Source organism: Leptospira venezuelensis, from assembly GCF_002150035.1.
GTDB lineage: Bacteria > Spirochaetota > Leptospiria > Leptospirales > Leptospiraceae > Leptospira_B > Leptospira_B venezuelensis.
In genome coordinates, this window is record NZ_NETS01000010.1 from 30,192 (window position 1) to 48,708 (window position 18,517).

The window sequence follows — 18,517 nt, forward strand, 5'->3', positions numbered from 1 at the left end:
TCAAACCTTTCCGATTAATATTTGATCTGAGTAGTGATCGTATAATCTCTTTCAATCAATGGAGCGACGAAGAAATTATTCAAACCATACTGTAATGCACCAGGATTCTGTAGGTTAACTGCGTATCTTCGGATCATAGGTAAAGGAGTTTCATTTGGAGCAGTCCAGAAGGCCACTCCGTTAACAGTAGAGCCACCGACCTCGACAGAAGGTGTCGTTTGGATTCCTGCATTTTTCGTACTTAAGAAGAATTCTCCATTCCCTATGTTTGAAAAAGAACTTAAGGAAGCTAATCTCCCCCGAATCGTTCTACCCGTTCCTTCTGCATGTTCCCAAGCAGTGAATATGATATTACCGTTCGCGATCACTGGACTCGAAACATTTCGAGCAGTTGCAGGCAATGGATTATTCAGTACCAAATGTCTGTTATATAATAACTCTCCGGTTGTTAAAGCTAATGCTCTCAAACGTGCTTCATTCGTTGCTGAACTGTATGAAATCAAACCAGGATTTTGCGAGACGGTAAGTTGGAACGGAGAAGAAAGAGAAACATTGGAATCCACTAAAAATGGTCCTGTCCCTAGTGCAGCCGGAGTATCCAAATTTACTCCACGAGCATAAATATTTGAATTCGGCATTCTATAAGTGAGTATCCCGCGGTTTCCGAACATACCCACTTTAAAACCTGAACTAAGACCTTTCATATTCAAGTTATGCCTAGCTAATGCAAAATTAGATCCTACTTTCGTTGCAGTTGCCATATCAATAACTACACCATCGATATTTGCATACATCGACCATGCAGCCTCACCCTGAACACTTGCATGCTGTAAATATACAAGGAAGGCCTTATTCCCGGAAGCCGAGACAGCAACGTAGTATGGCAATCGATTCGTTATGAGCCAATTCGGTATATAATGTGCAATTCCAAAGAGATTCACACCAGCACCAGTACTGAGATTGTATATTCTAGTATCTACGTAATCATCATACACAAGATTGTTCGCAACTACGTTATCCCAGGTGACAATCGCATAATTTGTTCCGATTGCAGCACTGAAATTTGTAGCTAAACCATGTCTTGTCATAGCCTTGGCATCGGCATATAACCTAGTTTGAGTACCCAAGTCATAAAAATTGACCCAAATCTCATTACCGTTTTCCCAGCAAATAATCACTTTACCATTTTCATTTACTTTGGCTGTAAATTCCCCAGTTATAGGAGTAGTATTCAGTTGTGATCCTAAAGTTCCATTAGGAGTTCCAGTTCCCATGAACCCTTGTTCAGTCTGAGCGGAAAGCTTATAAAATCTACCGTAAAGACCTGTATCCCTTTTCCAGATAGCGAGAGCAAAGTCTCCACTGGAAACAGTCACGAGACCTGTCAAAGGAGAGGTACCGGAAGCGTGCTGGCTAACTGGGGCATCCGAAGATCCAGGTAATAATTGATACAATTTACCTAAACTATTGTTCAAGGATACTAAGCCGTTCGCTAAGAAATTGCTAAAATCTCCTCCGTCTGCCCAAGAGCTCCAAGCAGCCACTCCTCCATTATAATTACCGATCCAATTGATAGCGTTATAGTCCGAACGGATTCCTAGACAGTTCGCAGGATGTTTAGGTTTTGCAACACAATCCACCAATGAACCTGAAGTTAAGAAGTCCAAATTTTGTGCCGTCATAAAGGCGGTCGGCACGAAACTAGCTAGATAATCGGTATTCCATTGAGAAGCGAATCCAGTATCTTGCATGATCTTAACGTCAGCCGCTATTAAACTTCCTTTCGTTGAAACTAAGGTTGTTTTATCCGCTTTAAACGTAGTAGGATTACTAAGCGCGATTGTAGTAATGCCGCTCGAATCAGGTGGCTCAGGAGTTGTTGAGACGGTAAATATATCTGCCTTATCCCCGATGGATAAAAGATCTCCTGAGTCGATTCTGCCTCCTGAATTGTATATCTGAATCGTATTTTGCCCAACGTCAATACTGGTGGCTAATTGACCTCTCATTTTGGATACTTGAGAATAATGTAAAGGCCATACACTTTGACGATATGCATTATTGTATGCCGGTCTGAGATAGAGTTCGATTACACTAGTATCTGGATCTACATACAGATGTTGACTAGGAAGCTGAAGGCATAAGGTTAAAGTTTGAGTAACTAAAACAAAGTTTACTCCACAGGATTGGAGTTTGTACGGATCTCCGGTTGTATTAATATCCTTTTCAATATGCAACCAATCAGTTCTTTGTCCGCCAAATCCCATACTGATTTCAAAATCTGCTATCTGACTGTATTCATACAGATCATTAGTCGGCGAGCGTTTCATATCATAAGAGAAATTCGTAAAATATTGAAAAGATCCGCCAATTTCCGGGCTTCCAAAATTCGGATTCAAATAACGAGTTTGATCTAGTTTAATTTGGATATTTACTCTCTCTCCGAATCCGACTGCCCCTAAATATTTAGAATTCTTTGTCGGATAATATGGAGTATCTCCCAATTGGAATTTATCCCAAACAGTATTCATTGCAAAAGGAAGATTTGTGACAAGTGGGCTCGTTCCAAAATCTTTGATCTTCGCCCCGGAGTCCTTTAAGGAAATATAAACTATATCTATCTGATCCCCTGCCCAAAGAGTAGAATCGATTCCTTTTAAAACCTGGGCTGGCTTTGGAGAGCCAGGATCAAAGGTCACTACAACCTTATTCGGATCCTGGCCTTGCATTACATATTCCGTAAAGTTATAGTATTTACCCTTTGAAAATACCACCCAGAAGCCAGCATTCTCCTTAGCGGCCGGATTTTTTTCGTCCCAAGCATTTAGCGGATCTTGTTCACAAGCAGAGCGAGTATTACCATCGGAACCGACGATATTGGTCCTCGGAGTGCAAGGAACAGTTCTAGCTGTTCCACCGATACTTTTAATTCCGCTGCTAAAAATTCTTGCTTTATCAATTTTAGGAGCTATTTCTTCAAAATTTACAATTGTATCTTCGTATTCAATAGCGATACCGGAACAGGTAATCCGATCGAGAGCTTTTCTGAGGCTGATCCCCGGGACCAATTTTGTAGCAGTCTTAGCCTTACATGGATCGCTATCCGCTCCAACTGCATCGAAGGCAGCAACTCTATACATTTCTCTAAAGCCAGGTCCGAAAATTCTAATTAATGCAGTTCTAGCTTTTGCGTTTTCCTCTACAATTTTAAGATTATCACCGCTAAAATTGACAAGTATGGATTTATAATTCGAATCCGGAACATGTGCCATTTCATAATCTACGATATAAATCTTGGGAGTATAACCGGAAGCGATTGCTCTTTCGACCTCGGCAGTATTCAATCCATCAAGTTCGATAACATATGGTCCGAACTTGGTTCCACCGTAAACGGATACCTCGAATAAACTATAATCTGCATTACGTAATCTGAAACTTTGGATTGGGATCAAATCACCTTGCGCTGATTCGAACATCAAAGAACATAAAATGTTCTTCAGTTTCACAGGCATATTTACCGATTGGTTTTCAATATATAGAGCGGCTCTTACGTACCCTGCATTTGGATCAACCTTAGAGCTTTCGTCGATCTTTTGAGATTTTTCTCTGCGGAATTTTCTAGCTTTATCCGAACTGGAATTTGCTTTTACACTCCATCCTTCTCGATCCAGATTATTCTTAAATGGTTTATCAGCCCATTTAGTCACCGTCTTGTTTGTAGAGTAGGTCCCTCCCCAACTTTTGCTGGAGTTATTACTATAATTAATACCAGTACCTTCGTTTTTACTGCCCGTAGAAGTTACAGCGTTACTTACGGGATCACCAGCAGTCACTCCTCCATCAACTCCTGAACCGCCCCCAATCCCAACAGTTAAGGAGCTTCCATACGTATCCTCGTATTGAACGGTTCGAAGACTTACTTCATTTTGGTGAATATTTTCAGATCCTTGGTTCCGAGTGGATTCGAAATCCTGAGAACTGATTTCACTGATGATCTCATCACTCTTATGCTGGGCACTATAAAGGATCTCGACCTTCATAGTGACAGGAGGAGCAACAATCGTATTTACTTGCGGATAATCGGCAACCCAAACGTTAGTTGTCGTTTCATTCACATTTAAAATTCCGTCCCCGTCAAAATCGTTTATTATATTTGTTCCCGTTGGATCAATTGCTCCGCCTAAAGCAGCAGCATTGACCTCTGTCCCTGGAGCAAAATCAAAGAGATGATTTGGTGCTGGCAATTTTGGCTCTTTTACTAATGGAACCTTCTCTACGGTCAGCTTGATTGCAGTTGAAAGGTCCACATCACCCCCATCTTCCGCAAAAAACATACAGGACCCAAATAGTGAAAAAGACAAAGTCGTAATCAAAAAAGATCCGCGTGTCCAAGAATTGAAACCTAAGAAAAGTGATCTGATATTCATATGCATTTTACCTAATATAATCTTTCTCATATCCCGTTCCTTAGAATTTGATTCTCGATATGATCGAATAATCACGCTCGATTAGAGGTGAAACAAAGAAGTTATTCAACCCATACTGCAAAGTTCCTGGATTCAGAAGATTGATATTAAAACCGCGAATCCTTGGCTGAAGAGCATCCTGAGAGAGCCAGAATGCCATTGCATAATTCGAATCTTGTAAAGTAGAAACAACTGCTCCGGTTTGAGGTCCCTGGTTAAGAGTGCTTAAGAAGAACTCACCACTTCCCCTCAGGAAAAACTTATTATCGTCCACAGCCGCCGCCGGATCAAGGATTGCCACTCTTCCTCTTATGGTAGACTTAGCTCCTTCAACATGTTCCCAAGTGGATAGCACATTCTTACCATTCAAAATAGCTGAACCTGCATTTCGTCCTGTTGCTGAAGAATTTGAATTTAAAACAAGAGAAGTGTTATAAGCCATTTGTCCGTCTGACAAAGAGAGGGCCTTCATACGCATTGCGTTATCCGAAATCGTGGAATAGAGAACCAATCCAAAATTCTGATTTGCAGACATATTCCATGAGTTTGTGACAGTATTCGGATCTACTCGGAATGCAGGCTTTACCGACCCTCCCGTTGTTAGATTAACACCTATACCGTTCAAGAAACCACTATTGGTTCTCCAAAAAGTCATACCATAAGGAGTGCCGCCAACGGTATATGCAACAGACCGAATCGAATCTGTATAGCCACCGACATCGTTCACAGTCGTCTGACTGCCTATATATGCCGCGGTCGAAAGATTATAAGCCTGATTGTATACGATTCCATAGGCATCAAATGTAGCATAACTTGATAACAAAGCGTAATTGCCGGTAGCACTCGCCGAGATAACCATTTTTCCTCTACCAAATACGTCTTCTCTGGAAGCATAAATGAAAGTTGCAGTTACCGGATTACCAGTGGTCGCATCATAAATCCGAGCAACAGCGTCATGCTTCGTCCAAATTCCAACATACTCTATCGATTGAGTTACATAGTTTTGGTTATAAACAACAACAGCTCGATTTGTTCCAATTGCAGCATCTATAAATAATCCATTCACATCGTACGGTCGAGTTACCACTTTTGAGTCCGCACCGATCTTTGTCTGATTGCTCATATTCCAGAAATTAACGAAAATATCGTTTCCATTTTCCCAAACTAGGATCGCCGTACCAGTTTCATTCGCCTTCACTACGAACTTTCCGGCAATATTCATACTCGCTGAATTCATATCAAATTGAGCAGCTAAAGGTTGCTGGGTGGATGTCTTGTAGAATCTTCCCCAAATATCTCCATCCTTCTTCCAAACAACTAAGGTAAAATCAGCATACGTTACAGTTTGCGGATTACTCAATGGATTAGAGCCAATATGCTCTCCTACAGGGTAGTCTGCACCTCCAGGTTCTAATCGATAAACTAAACTATTACTAGTACTAAGGCCAAATAAACCGTTCGATAAAAATCCTTCAAAGTTTCCTCCATCAGCCCATGAGCTCCAGAGAGCAACTCCTTGGTTATAATTACCCAACCAATTGATCGCATTGAAATCCGGATAGAACCCTAAACAACCAAGAGGATGTTTAGCTTCCGATGCACAACTCACTGATGAATTACTTCTAAATGGTAAAAATTGCGGAGTCGTAAAGGCAAGTGGCTGGAAGGCAGCAGTTGCTTCCTGATTCCACTTAGCAATAAAGCCAGTATCTTGTGTAATCTTGACATCCGATTGTGTAAGACTGCTTTGTGTAATAACAGTGGTAGTTTTATCAACGGAGAAGGTAACCGGCTGATCAAGCTGGATCGTAATTCCACCGTCCGTATCTGGGACTGGATCAAAATTAACTATAGTAAATGTCTGAGGATTATTACCTATCAGTAATATATCATTCTTCTCTATCAATCCATACGGCTTCAATACCCGAATCGTTAGCGAGTTATTAGTACCAACGATTGCATCCGCCAAGGTTCCACGCATTTTTCCTACTTTTGAATAATGTAATGGCCAAATTGTTCTTCGATACGCGTTATTCAAGGCAGGACGAATATACAATTCTACAACAGATGTTTCTACATCCAAGACATCGTGTTGAGTAGGAAGTTTAACACAAAGTTTCAGTGTTTGGGTTGCATGACTAAAAGTTACACCACAAGACTGAAGTTTATAAGGATCAGAAGTTCCTAAATCCTTCTCAATATGCATCCAATCCGTTCTTTGTGCTCCGAAACCCATACTGATCTCGAAATCTGCCATCTCGGTTCTTTCAAAGAGAAGTGGAGAAATTATCTTATTATAAGAAAATTCCGTAAAGTATTGGAGGGTAGTTCCGCCTGGAGTTGGAGTTCCGAAACTCGGATTCAAATATTGGGTTTTATCTAACTTAATGGTAAGTTCGATCTGTTCACCAAATCCAACTGCTCCTAAATAAACTGAATTAGTATTTGGATAATAAGTGTGTGCACCTATGGAAGTAAGATCCCAGGCAGTATTGACTTTAAATGGAAGATTCGTTACTAAAGGATTTGTTCCGAAATCTCTAAGCTTTGCACCATAATCGCGCATAGAGATATACACGATTTCAATTGTATCTCCCGCCCAGATTGTAGAATCAATTCCTTTGAGAACGGAAGCTGGTCGAGGACTTTCTGGATCGAAAATTGCTGTTTCTTTATTACTTCCAAATAATACGTATTCCGTAAAATTGTAATACTTTCCTTTTGAGAATACTACCCAGAAACCTGCGTTATTTTTTTCATCTTCAGTCCATTCACTAATTGGCTTCTGAATACAAGCTTTTCTCTTTACTCCATCCGATCCGGTGTATTCTAAATCGCCGGGAGCACAAGGAACCGTGTTCTTAATTCCTCCAATCGAAAGAATCGAACTAGCAAATATTCTCGATGCACTTAATTTTGGAGCGACTTCTTGCATATCGACGGCGACATTTCCGTACTTTATCTCCAATCCAGAGCATTCGATTCTTTTTAAAGCATTTCGCAAAGTAATCCCTGGAGCTAAATTTGTGGAAACAGAAGTAGTATTACACAAATCTGCGTCATCTACTGCAGCATCAAACGCTGCCACTCTATACATTTCCCTAAAGCCTGGTCCAAAAATTTTTACCAATGCAGTTCTTGCTTTGGAATTCTCCTCAACGATCTTTAAGTTATCTCCTGTAAAATTCAAAAGAGAAGAGCGATAATTCGAATCAGGAACATGCGTCATATCATAATCTACAATGAAAATTTTAGGGGTATAGCCGGATGCAATCGCCCTTTCGACCTCAGCTGTATTTAACTGATTCAACTCGATTACGTACGGTCCAAACTTAGTCCCACCATACACAGACACTTCGAAAGGACTAAAATCAGAATTCAAAAGTCTGAAACTTTGAATTGGGATAAGATCTCCTTCTCCTGTTTCAAACATTAAGGAACAAAGGATGTTCTTAATTTTTACCGGCATGTTTACCGTTTGGTTTTCAATATATAAAGCGGCTCTAACATAACCTGCGTTCGGATTAATCTTAGAAGTTGAATTAACCTTAGCAGCCTTATCTCTACGATATTTCATAGCTTTATCGCTGGAGGAATTCGCTTTCACACTCCAAGCTTCTCTGTCTAAATTATTAACAAATGGTTTATCAGCCCACTTTGTTAATGTCTTCGTAGTTGATGCAGTAACTCCCCAGTTTTTAGATGAGCTAGTTCCATAGTTAGCCCCTGTTCCTTGCCATTTCGCACCATAACTCTCAGAGGACGAACCTGCAAAATTTAATGATATAGAATCCGAGTAGGTATCTTGGAACTGAACAGTCTTTAAGTTCAATTCGTTCTGATGGATTTTTTCTGATCCTTCATTTCGTGTGGAGGCAAAATCTTGGGATCCGATTTCGCTTATAATTTCGTCGGAGTCTTGACTTGAACTTATTTCGATTGCTATCTTCATCGTCACTGGAGGAGCAATGATGGTATCAATCATTGGATAATCGGCGACCCAAACGTTAGTTGTTGTTTCATTTGCGTTTTGAATCCCATCTCCATCAAAATCGTTCAGGATATTTGTTCCGGTAGGATCTATCGCTCCGCCTAAAGCTTTTACATTAACCTTAGTTCCCGGAGGAAGACTGAAAAGATTATCTACTGGGATAACTGGAAGTACCGGACTACCAGGCTGCCCTCCTTTATCTATAATAAGGGGAACTTTTTCGATCGTTAACCAAGTTGCCTTAGAGAGATCCACATCTCGATTCCCTCCAAAACCCCAGTCGCTCAAACAGCTTGCAAAGAAAAATACAACAGAAGTTATAATAACTTTTCTAACAGTAATCTTAACGATCAAATCGAACATCGAACGAACCTCCAGCCCCTATCACTTAAAGGACCAAATTCAAAATACAAAATAGGCCGGACAAATTTTTCGACTTGAGTCGACTTTTTTGACTGAGTTCAAATTTTTACTCACAGTTTTGTCAGATTCATCTATGAATCGAAACACAACTTGCGTACCTGAGTGGACTTCTGAAAAAAGTTCCATTTTTTGTCTAATTTTTTGTGGCTAACTTAAAAAAAATTTCAGAAAAGCTTATAAAACAGGCAGTTATAATGATGAAATCGAGTTAACGGAAAAATTTTGGGAACTTTTTTGTACCAAATGGGATAATGCGCTGCGATGAATATATATCCCCTAACGGATATATTCAATTATCATAATATATCATATTTCTTTAAGAAAATTTCACAAAAAAGAGAGTATTTTAAATTTCCATAATGTAAAAATTCAAAATTTAAGAAATTAATTATTTCCAAAACAGCATCTTCGAGCATAGATAGTTTGAAAAACAAAGCATATATCAATCCTACTTTTCTTGATCTAATCCTGCAGGTTCTTGGATGACTCGGACATGAGCAGAATAGATACTATTAAAAAGCTTGTACTAAAAAGCCTTTTCCTATAATCTTTCCCAATGACGCGTTCTTCTCTTAGAACTGACGGGGCTTTTCTTGTCGGGATCACTGGGATGATCGGCGGAGGTAAATCCACTGCGACTCGGATCTTAGAAGAGTTGGGCGGAGTCAGGATTAGCGCTGATGAGATAGCCCGCAAATACACGGATCCAAACAGTCCGATCTCTAAGGAATTAATAGATTCCTTGGGCACTGAAATTTTAGATGAGTCCGGTCAGATAGATCGCAAAAGGATCGCAAAGTTAGTATTCGGTAATCCCGAAAAACTAAAGATCCTAAACTCTTTGACCCATCCAAGGATACGTAAGGAGTTTTTGGAAGTCCTGGGCAGTTTAGAAAAAGGCAGCTTGGTTTTGTGGGAAGTCCCACTTCTATTCGAAACGGACTCTTATACACTTTGTGATGCAACTGTCTGTGTGATCTCAGATCCCGAAGTTTCCATACAAAGGACAGTAAAAAGGGACGGGATTAGTAGAGAAGAAGCGGAAGCCAGGGCTAAAAGCCAGCTTTCGCTTCAGGAAAAAGCGAAGAAGGCCGACTATTCTATTAAGAACACAGGGGATTTGTTGGACCTTCGTAAAGAATGCGAATTTTTGTACGCTGAGTTAAAAGGAAGAATGAAATGAAGGAAAAAGTTTTCTACGTCATCAATCTGGATAATAAAAGGATCTCCCTACTCTCTCTATTTTTAGTAGGTCTTCTTTTTTCATTCTTCTTCTTAGGGGTTTCTGTAGGTAGAAAAAGAGGCCAAGTGCAAGACGACCTGGCTCTGAACTCCAACAGAGATAATATAGAATCCTTATCTTCCTCTACTGTGAACCAAGCAATGGAAGAATCTTCTGTTTCTTCTAATATTAAAAAGGAAGAAGAAGTTAAATTTAAAAATCTTCCTCCTGGTGCAGAAGTTGTGGATTTAAGATCCGAAGTTTCTCCCGCAAAAAAAGAAGAACCATCTAAGATAGAAGTAGAAGCTCCATCTTCTTCTCATCCTGAAAAAAAATTAGTTCGGAAAGAAAAGGAATCCAAAAAATCAGTCCACACTTCGACTCGTAAGGTGGCTGTCCATAAGGCTGATAACGATTTTTTTGTTCAAGTAGCGGCTTTCAAGACCAAAGAGAAGGCAGATGAACTCAAGTCGTCTTTAGGTGGGAAGTCCTATGTGAAAAAAACCAAAAATGGTTATTTTACTGTCCGTATGGGAAATTTTCCGTCCAAAGAAGACGCTGAGAAATCCATGAAGAAACTTCCGGGCAATTTAAAAGAAAACGCTTTGGTCTCTAAGGAATAACTTTTTTTTAAATATTCAGTCGGCCGATCTTTCATATTTTTTCAATTGACCTAGTAACCGTGAAACCTCAAGTTCGTTGTTAACAGAAATGGATCTGAAAGAACTCGAACCAGTTCGTCTTGCCGTTGTCAGATCCACAATCGAAAGATTGCGTCACACGTATTCGGATCTTTTAACTTCGATTAAGGGATACGATGGGATTCCCTCCTTTTTCGAAAACAATCTCTATGCTCCCAGCAACAAAGAAGAAAGAGACAATGCACTCGAAAGTTTGTATGAAAAATTGAAAACTGTCGCTGGCAAGTCTATGACAGACAATATCCATCAGATTATTCAACTAAATAGACTCACTGACTCTTTGGATTTTGATACCGCAAGAGTGGTGATCGAAAATAATCTCATGGAAAACGGTGGGATCCCTCAAGAAAATCTTTACGCGGCATTAGGCGCAACCGGCAGATTCGAAGATAGAAGAGCTCAGATCAGCATGGTTGGCGATACTCTAAAGTTCTTCTTCTCTCTTTCCAAACTTCCTATGGTTAAACTTATCATGGCGCCTATCAAAGTTGCAGCATCCATGGTAGGAGCTACTTCTCTAGTTGATACTATGGAAGCAGGTTATAATCTATCTTCAAAGATCAAAGATTTGCAGCCTTTCATTGATTCATTTATAGATAGAGAAAACCGACTTTTAGGCAAACTGATTAACGGCGACAAACACGAGCCGATCCAATTTTAATTTTTCCAAAGAGTTCCTTTTCGGATTCCCTCTTGCCTTTTTTCAGATTTCCTAGATCCTTTGCTCCGGCCGGATCTTTGGCCTTGGGGCAAATTCATGTTTATAGGACATTATAGCGTTTCTTTCGCTTCTAAAAAAGCGGAACCGAAAACTCCTCTTTGGGCGAGTTTTGTAGGAGTTCAGTTCGTAGACATTCTGTTTATGATCTTTATTTTATTCGGGATCGAAGGTATTCGATTCGTTCCTGGTTTTACTGAAGTAAATAATTTCGATCTTTATTATATGCCAATCACTCACAGCTTAGTGGGTGGAATCGGCTGGTCGATCTTATGTTTTCTAATCTTCAAATTTGTATTTTTAAGATCCAAACCATATTCAGATTCCTTAAAGAATAAAATTTCTGGACTCATCGGCTTAACCGTTCTTTCTCATTATTTTTTAGATCTTCCTATGCATACGAAAGATCTACCTATTCTATTTGATTCAGGTCCCAAGATCGGTTTCGGCCTTTGGCATAATAGAACTCTTTCAATCGCAACCGAAGTAACTCTTACTTTGATCGGGCTGATCTTATACTTCAGGGCGACCAAGCCTGGTCCAACATTCGGCGGAAAATATGGAATGCAAATTTTTGGTGGAATACTTTTGGTCTTAGCGATTGCCACTCCATTCTTCCCTCCTCCACTTACCATTCCTGAATTTTCTATCCAGGCTATTGTAGGTTATATCCTTCTTGCTTGGGTAGCCGGCTGGTTGGACGGCAAAAGATTGCCAGCAGAGTCTTGAAATCTTACTAGGTACTTTTTAATTCGTGCAAAATAAAAATTATCCATTCTTAGGGGCGCTCGGGCTTTGTTTCTTAGTTCTAATTGCAGGTTTCGGAATAGGGATCGTGTTTGCGATCCTTCAATCGGTTACAAAATTGGATTTAGATCCGAAAGTTATCACAGCAATAGGAAACTCAGCCTCATTCGGATTAGCAATCTGGGTCGGACTTAAAATTTCTAAAAAAGAATATTCTGAAGTTCTGCGCCTCAATCCATTGAGGCCTCTTGAAACAATTAGTTTTGCGATCACTGCGATTGGCTTTTCTTTTCTTCTTTCCGAAGTTGATAATTTGTTTTCGATGTTAGTTCCTAAGCCGGACTTCATTATAAACTTATTCCAAGGATTATTCGATGGAGAGAATATATTCCTATCAGCGATCTTACTTTCTGTTGTAGCTCCACTCACAGAAGAACTCATGTTTAGAGGAGTGATATTAGATAGATTCTTAAAACATTATTCGGTTATATCTTCTTTCCTACTTTCTTCATTGTTATTCGGGCTGATCCATCTGAATCCTTGGCAATTTATCGGATCCAGCATACTAGGCATCTATATGGCTTGGGTAGTTTATAAAACGGATTCGATCTGGAATTCGATTATAATTCATGCAGTGTTTAACGGAATCCCGCTTATTGTTTTAAATGGGCTCAAACTTGAGATCCCAGGTTTTTCAGCGCCGATTGCAGGTAAAATTCAAGTCCTACAACCTCTCTGGCTAGACCTTTTGGGTTTACTGATTACTTGTTTTGGATTATCTTTTACTTTCTTTTTGTTCAGAAGAAGGAACGAAAAAACTGCATAAGCTAACAATCCGAAGGTCCTTTTTTCTATTCGGGTCAGAGCTGTGTAGTTTTTTCATTTTTAGAAGTCGAACAATATTGGCCGAAACCTTTCGGCCATTCGTATATTCGGGTCACTCCGTTAGAATTAGAAAAAGGCAAAATAACAATGGTGGCAAACTCCGTCCAAACTACAAATTTTTCAGAAAAAGGGGCGATCAGCATCAACAGAATCCGAATCGGATTTTCCATAGTGATGCTTTTTGTGAATGTTCTGGCTTTATTCTCTCAAGGTTCCAGTTCCCAAACTAGCACATTCATTAACTTTTTAATAGAGCTCACCATTTTTGGTTATGGTGTAGCGCAGATCTTTTTACTCAAAAAAGGAAAGCTTAAGAGTTCTTTTGTAACTCTCTGCGTGTTCTTGGATATTTTAATGTATTCTCTCATCTTCATCACAGTAACGGTTTTTGCTGCAAATGCAGAGGCGATGGTAGGAACATTAAAGATGCCATTCTTCATCATGTTATACTTTTTCGTGATGATCTATTCCGGACTTCTTCTTTCCCCAAAAACTACTTTGATGGTTGGATATCTGGCCTTGATCGGAACATTCTCCATGGATTACTTCGCATGGTTGAATGGAGTTGAGTTCAAATACAATACTGATAAGTCCACTGAGATCTCCGTATTTTTTGAGATCATCCGATTTGTATTTTTCGTTTTAGGAATTCATATCTTAACTTCCGTAGTGAAATTTTTAGTTTCAGTTTCTGATGTGGCAATTAAATCCACTGTTGAGGCAGAAGCAAAAAGTGAAGAAGCTGAGAAGGCCAAGGATAGAATTACTAGCGAAGCTTCTACTCTGAACAAAAATACTTCTGAGATGAAAACCGAAATGGATACTCTGAACTCTGAGATCCAAAGCCAGGTTTCCAGTATGGAACAAATCAGCGCTTCTTTGGAAGAATTAGCTGCATCCACAGACAGTGCCGCGAAATTTGTAAAAGCTCAGTTCGGAAAGATAGAAGAATTAAACAAAGAAAGTGATACTTTAAATTCTATCCTAAAAGATGTTCGTATCTCAACCGACTCATTATCTAAAACGACGGAAGAATCCAAAGGTTATAGTAAAGATGTTTCCGGAGCAATGGAAGTATTGGGAAATAATTTCGGAGAAGTAAGTAAATCCTTCCAAAAGGTCCAAGATGTAAACGATATCATGAGAGAGATCGCGGACAGAACTAATTTACTGGCACTAAACGCTTCCATCGAGGCAGCAAGAGCTGGAGAACATGGAAAAGGATTCGCAGTAGTTGCCCAAGAAGTAGCAAAACTCGCAGATAGCGCCTCCGAAAACGCAGCTACAATTTCTAAAATTATCGGAGAAGCAGCAAAACTGATCACAAACGGAAACACTGCAGCAGAAGAAACAAAAAGAAAAGTTTCCGTCCAAGAATCTGGATTTACTTCAGTGGTGGAGAACCTAAACCAATTGAGATCCAGAGTTGAGAACCAAGGAAAAATCCATGAGTCCTTCTTAAAATCTTTCCGAGAACTATTTGATCTATCCAGACAAATCGAGTCAATCGCGAGCGAACAGAAAAACGGAACCAAAGAAGTGGTCCAGGCTCTTTCTTCCATCGAACAGTCTTCGAATATTATCTCCGAAGGTTCGAATAGAATGAGAGCCAGCTTAGAAGAACTTTCAGAACAGTCCAAGAGATTGGTAGTTCAGTAAGGTCTTATCGGGAGGTTTTTAGAAGCTCAATATTCTTGACTTCCCGGCATTGGTTGAAAAACTGACTTTCGTAACCCGTCGCGAGTGTGGTGAAATTGGTAGACACGCCAGATTTAGGTTCTGGTGCAGTAATGTGTGGGGGTTCGAGTCCCTCCACTCGCAAAAACTTTCCTCTTTAAAACAATCAAACATTCCAATAAAGTAAGCCCAAGAAACTCAAACGGCGAGTCCTTTCCTACTCCGTATATTTTCCATTTTTATATCTTCTTGCAATATGCAAGTGGTAGATCAATCCATAGTCCTTAAAATAATTTGTATAAAGCGAGTTGTTGAGGAGAAGTGTATGACTAACGGTAAAAAAAGGTCGGATTGTCCAATAAGCTGCTCTCTTGATATTTGGGGGGATAAATGGTCCTTATTAATCATAAGAGACCTGATGTTCGCAAAAGAATGCACCTATGGCGATTTCCTAAAATCGAAAGAAGGAATCGCGACCAATATTTTAGCCTCAAGACTACAGGTGCTGGAAGAAAATAAGATCATCCAAAAACATGATCATCCGGATAGCAAAGCAAAAGTATTATATAAGCTTACTCGTAAGGGGATAGATATGCTTCCCATACTAGTCGAAATACATTTATGGGCTGAAAAATATTCAACCATACCCGCCGATAAGAAAGCAATGTTAAAAGAAATAAAAAAGGATAAGCTGGGATTTATTAAGACAATGACCAAAGAATTGGAAAAGGTCCTTACTTGATCCGAGAATCGATATCCCAGCGAATCCTTTAGTTTCACACTTGATTTACTTTTTTCAGGATTGCTCCTTCAAAAGTATTATAAGCAAATCTTTGCAATGTTAGAAAAAGGGAGGCACCTTTTCCAACTGGATAACTGAACTTTGGAGTTTTTTCATTCACAATTTTCGATATCGTTTTTACTACCGGCTCAGGTCCTGGTGCATTATCAAATTCTCTTTTTGTAAATTCTACAATCTTCTGACGAAGTGAATCGTATTCTTTAATATTTCCTTTAGCTGAAACCGCATTCCCACCTATATTCGTTTTGAAAGCCATAGGCTCTACTACGCTAACCTTGATATTAAATTCGTTTAGCTCGAATCTTAAGGATTTAAAATAACCTTCTAACGCATGTTTTGAAGCTGAATAATAGGAAACATTCGGAAGGCTGATCAGGCCTAAAAAAGAACCGATAGTAATTATTTTTCCCGACCTTTGTTGTCTGAAGTAAGGTAACAATTCATTCGTAAACTTAACAGTTCCCCAAAAGTTCGTTTCTAATTGTTGTTTTCCTAATTCGATTGAAGTCTCTTCAGCTAATCCTTTTACTAAGTAACCTGCGTTATTGATCAGCACATCCAATTTATCTATTTCATCGAACAATAACTTACCAAAGGAAGCAATGGAATTATCATCTGCGATATCCAAAGGTAACAACTTGAAGGGAATATCCGACTGATACTTTTTGGGATTACGGCTTGTTCCGATCACATTATGACCGTTTTCATAAAGTGTTTTTGCGATCAATAATCCGATCCCGGAAGAAGCTCCGGTCACTAAAATTGTTTGTTTCATTTTTTTGTCCAAAATATTACTTGCATTTAACAAGTAATATGACTTAAATTAACTTGCAAAAAGCAAGTAATTTTTAAAAATCATTTTCGGGGATAAAAAAAGGTTAACTACTCCGTCTTCCAACTTTGGAAAAGAGGTAAAATCGCTTCTGCTAAGGTTAGATCCGACTTTTCGGTGATTTTCAGATTATAGGGATTGGATTCCACTAGCTTTGAGCCAATACCCTGAGCTTGTGCCCATGAACATAGATCCGTGGGCTCTATTGAGTATGGTTTTTCCAGGACCTTCTTCAAGATATCTCCTCTAATTCCTTGTGGAGTTTTCATGAACCAGATCTTCTCACGGTTTAGGAATTTCAGATTATCCTTTTCTTCTTCCAGAACAGTTTCGTGATTTTTAGAAGCAAGAGTGGCTACTCCGAATTCTTCCGTTGCACTGGATAATCTATCCAGATCATCCGAAGAAACGAATGGTCTAGCCGCATCGTGGATCAAGATGAGATCATTTGCCGAAAATTGAATACCTGATATTCCGGCTAATGTGGATCCGTGTCTAGTGTCCCCGCCTTCTACAATTCTATCTCTTTCTCTAAGTAATGCAGAACAGAGTGTTTCTGATTTTAAAATATAATCTTTATGAGATACTAAAACTATACTTTTGGTTTTTCCCCAGTCCAGAAATGCTTCTAAGCTATGAAGTAAGATAGGTTTTCCGTTTAATTCTAAAAATTGTTTCGGAATATCCGACTTCATCCGGGAGCCTGTTCCTCCCGAAAGAAGTAGTAGATAAATATTACCCGAGGGAAACCAGGACTTCATTCTGAAGGACTTGTTCCAAGGTTTGTTTTTTACGGACTAACTTTACGGACCCATCCAGATCGATCATAACTTCCGGTGTTTCCGGATAAGAATTATAATTTTTCACGGACATAGAAGAACAATAAGCTCCTGTTCCTTCCATCACCACTAAGTCTCCAATCTCAGGAATATGTGTGGTCCTAAGTTGCGGCCCACCTCCTTCTTCCTGAGTAATCAAGTCGCCGCTCTCACAGCAATGTCCCACATAAACAAATTCTCCAGTCTTTTGTTCGGAGTTTTCTTTTTGAGGAATGACTATCAGAGGATGTTTTGCAGCATATAAGGCAGGCCTTGTATTCACATCCATTCCCATATCCAGTTTTACGAAAGTGTATCCCCCATCTCCAGTATAGACGATATCATCTACCTGAGTGAGGATTGCTCCGTTATTCACCATTAAGAAGGAGCCTGGCTCTATTTCCATTTTGAGTTGGATTCCTTTCTCTTTGGCATAATTTTCAAAGAGCTCTTTGACCGGTTTTCCAATGGTCTGAGGATCGGTTGTCTTTTCACCGATCATTCTTCCTACTTTGAAACCTCCGCCCAAATTCACATTCCTGCAGTCAGGGAATTGAGCTGCGATCTCTAAGGTATACTGAGCCACAGCCTTCCAAACTTCTGGATCTGAACCGGAACCTATATGAGTATGAACTCGAACTAGCTTAAGTCCGTATTTGGAAACGATCTCTTTTACTTTTCCGATCTCTTCGTGCCAGATGCCAAAGGAAGATGTTTTCCCTCCTACATCTGTTTTCTTAGTAGCTCCTGAACCTAAACCAGGATTAAAACGAACGCTTACTTCTTTTCCTGGGAAGTTTTTTCCAAATTCTTCCAATTGCCTAAGAGAACATGCGTTGAATTGAACTCCTTGTGGGATCAATTCCTTTAGGGATCTCGCCAATTGCTGGGAAGTGAGTAAAATATCAGAAGGTTTGAATCCGGCAAGTAACGCACGTTTCACTTCGTGTTCAGAAGATGCATCAATATGTATGCCCTTCTTCTTTAATATTTCCAGAACCGTACGTCCTGGATTGGCTTTCATTGCAAATCGAACGGTCAGACCGAAAGCGTTAGGAAAGGCAAGTGTGTCATCGCAACTTTTTTCAATTCCTTTGCGAGAGTACACAAAAACTGGGGTACCGAAATTTGTTGCGATATTTATAGCTTCTTCGGGAGTCAAAAATTTAAGATTTTCTATTGATTGCATAGGGTTAGAGGGTTTTCTAGATAGTTCTAGGCCATCTTTTAGAGCG

At 39.6% G+C, this 18,517-nt stretch carries 12 protein-coding genes and 1 tRNA gene; 8 read left to right on the top strand and 5 right to left on the bottom strand.

Annotated features, from left to right (window positions below; translation table 11 throughout):
* Nucleotides 1-14: 14 nt before the first annotated feature.
* Both B1C82_RS07275 and B1C82_RS07280 read right to left on the bottom strand, forming a co-directional pair.
* Nucleotides 15-4,457 (bottom strand): LIC12048 family lipoprotein, encoded by a 4,443-nt coding sequence (locus B1C82_RS07275; protein ID WP_086446956.1) that lies wholly within the window; start codon nt 4,455-4,457, stop codon nt 15-17.
* A gap of 10 nt (nt 4,458-4,467) precedes the next feature.
* Nucleotides 4,468-8,820: an LIC12048 family lipoprotein gene (locus tag B1C82_RS07280; protein ID WP_086446957.1), complete on the bottom strand. Its 4,353-nt coding sequence runs from the start codon at nt 8,818-8,820 to the stop codon at nt 4,468-4,470.
* Nucleotides 8,821-9,436: 616 nt separating this feature from the next.
* On the opposite strand from B1C82_RS07280, the gene coaE reads away from it, so the two are divergent.
* From coaE to B1C82_RS07320, 8 genes are all read left to right on the top strand, one after another.
* Nucleotides 9,437-10,063, top strand: coding sequence for a dephospho-CoA kinase (gene coaE, locus B1C82_RS07285; protein ID WP_086446958.1), 627 nt, complete (start codon nt 9,437-9,439; stop codon nt 10,061-10,063).
* On the top strand, nt 10,060-10,725 hold the full coding sequence (locus tag B1C82_RS07290; RefSeq protein WP_086446959.1) for an SPOR domain-containing protein: 666 nt from the start codon (nt 10,060-10,062) through the stop codon (nt 10,723-10,725). Before coaE ends, B1C82_RS07290 begins: the two co-directional genes overlap by 4 nt.
* An 88-nt stretch (nt 10,726-10,813) precedes the next feature.
* Entirely contained in the window at nt 10,814-11,464 is a 651-nt protein-coding gene (locus B1C82_RS07295; RefSeq protein WP_086448515.1) for an FFLEELY motif protein, read from the top strand.
* Between the two features lie 96 nt (nt 11,465-11,560).
* Nucleotides 11,561-12,250 carry a hypothetical protein gene (locus B1C82_RS07300; protein ID WP_086446960.1) on the top strand — a complete coding sequence of 230 codons (690 nt, stop codon included), beginning with the start codon at nt 11,561-11,563 and terminating at the stop codon, nt 12,248-12,250.
* Nucleotides 12,251-12,275: 25 nt separating this feature from the next.
* Nucleotides 12,276-13,094 (top strand): CPBP family intramembrane glutamic endopeptidase, encoded by an 819-nt coding sequence (locus B1C82_RS07305; RefSeq protein WP_086446961.1) that lies wholly within the window; start codon nt 12,276-12,278, stop codon nt 13,092-13,094.
* Between the two features lie 146 nt (nt 13,095-13,240).
* Nucleotides 13,241-14,812: a methyl-accepting chemotaxis protein gene (locus B1C82_RS07310; RefSeq protein WP_086446962.1), complete on the top strand. Its 1,572-nt coding sequence runs from the start codon at nt 13,241-13,243 to the stop codon at nt 14,810-14,812.
* 80 nt (nt 14,813-14,892) lie between these two features.
* Nucleotides 14,893-14,974, top strand: a tRNA-Leu gene (locus B1C82_RS07315).
* Between the two features lie 181 nt (nt 14,975-15,155).
* Nucleotides 15,156-15,572: a winged helix-turn-helix transcriptional regulator gene (locus B1C82_RS07320; RefSeq protein ID WP_086446963.1), complete on the top strand. Its 417-nt coding sequence runs from the start codon at nt 15,156-15,158 to the stop codon at nt 15,570-15,572.
* Between the two features lie 34 nt (nt 15,573-15,606).
* Here B1C82_RS07320 and B1C82_RS07325 read toward each other — a convergent pair whose 3' ends face one another.
* From B1C82_RS07325 to B1C82_RS07335, 3 genes are all read right to left on the bottom strand, one after another.
* Nucleotides 15,607-16,407 (bottom strand): SDR family NAD(P)-dependent oxidoreductase, encoded by an 801-nt coding sequence (locus tag B1C82_RS07325; RefSeq protein ID WP_086446964.1) that lies wholly within the window; start codon nt 16,405-16,407, stop codon nt 15,607-15,609.
* 107 nt (nt 16,408-16,514) lie between these two features.
* On the bottom strand, nt 16,515-17,225 hold the full coding sequence (locus B1C82_RS07330; RefSeq protein ID WP_086446965.1) for an IspD/TarI family cytidylyltransferase: 711 nt from the start codon (nt 17,223-17,225) through the stop codon (nt 16,515-16,517).
* Nucleotides 17,200-18,471, bottom strand: a complete 1,272-nt coding sequence (locus tag B1C82_RS07335; RefSeq protein WP_086446966.1) for a diaminopimelate decarboxylase — start codon at nt 18,469-18,471, stop codon at nt 17,200-17,202. Before B1C82_RS07335 ends, B1C82_RS07330 begins: the two co-directional genes overlap by 26 nt.
* Nucleotides 18,472-18,517 lie beyond the last annotated feature (46 nt).

Excerpts from the sequence above, each read along its gene's own strand:
- B1C82_RS07320 (WP_086446963.1), top strand. The coding sequence starts at position 15,156 with ATGACTAACGGTAAAAAAAGGTCGGATTGTCCAATAAGCTGCTCTCTT.
- B1C82_RS07290 (WP_086446959.1), top strand. The coding sequence starts at position 10,060 with ATGAAGGAAAAAGTTTTCTACGTCATCAATCTGGATAATAAAAGGATC.
- B1C82_RS07275 (WP_086446956.1), bottom strand. The coding sequence starts at position 4,457 with ATGAGAAAGATTATATTAGGTAAAATGCATATGAATATCAGATCACTT.
- B1C82_RS07325 (WP_086446964.1), bottom strand. The coding sequence starts at position 16,407 with ATGAAACAAACAATTTTAGTGACCGGAGCTTCTTCCGGGATCGGATTA.
- B1C82_RS07280 (WP_086446957.1), bottom strand. The coding sequence starts at position 8,820 with ATGTTCGATTTGATCGTTAAGATTACTGTTAGAAAAGTTATTATAACT.
- coaE (WP_086446958.1), top strand. The coding sequence starts at position 9,437 with ATGACGCGTTCTTCTCTTAGAACTGACGGGGCTTTTCTTGTCGGGATC.
- B1C82_RS07300 (WP_086446960.1), top strand. The coding sequence starts at position 11,561 with ATGTTTATAGGACATTATAGCGTTTCTTTCGCTTCTAAAAAAGCGGAA.
- B1C82_RS07310 (WP_086446962.1), top strand. The coding sequence starts at position 13,241 with ATGGTGGCAAACTCCGTCCAAACTACAAATTTTTCAGAAAAAGGGGCG.
- B1C82_RS07295 (WP_086448515.1), top strand. The coding sequence starts at position 10,814 with ATGGATCTGAAAGAACTCGAACCAGTTCGTCTTGCCGTTGTCAGATCC.
- B1C82_RS07335 (WP_086446966.1), bottom strand. The coding sequence starts at position 18,471 with ATGCAATCAATAGAAAATCTTAAATTTTTGACTCCCGAAGAAGCTATA.
- B1C82_RS07330 (WP_086446965.1), bottom strand. The coding sequence starts at position 17,225 with ATGAAGTCCTGGTTTCCCTCGGGTAATATTTATCTACTACTTCTTTCG.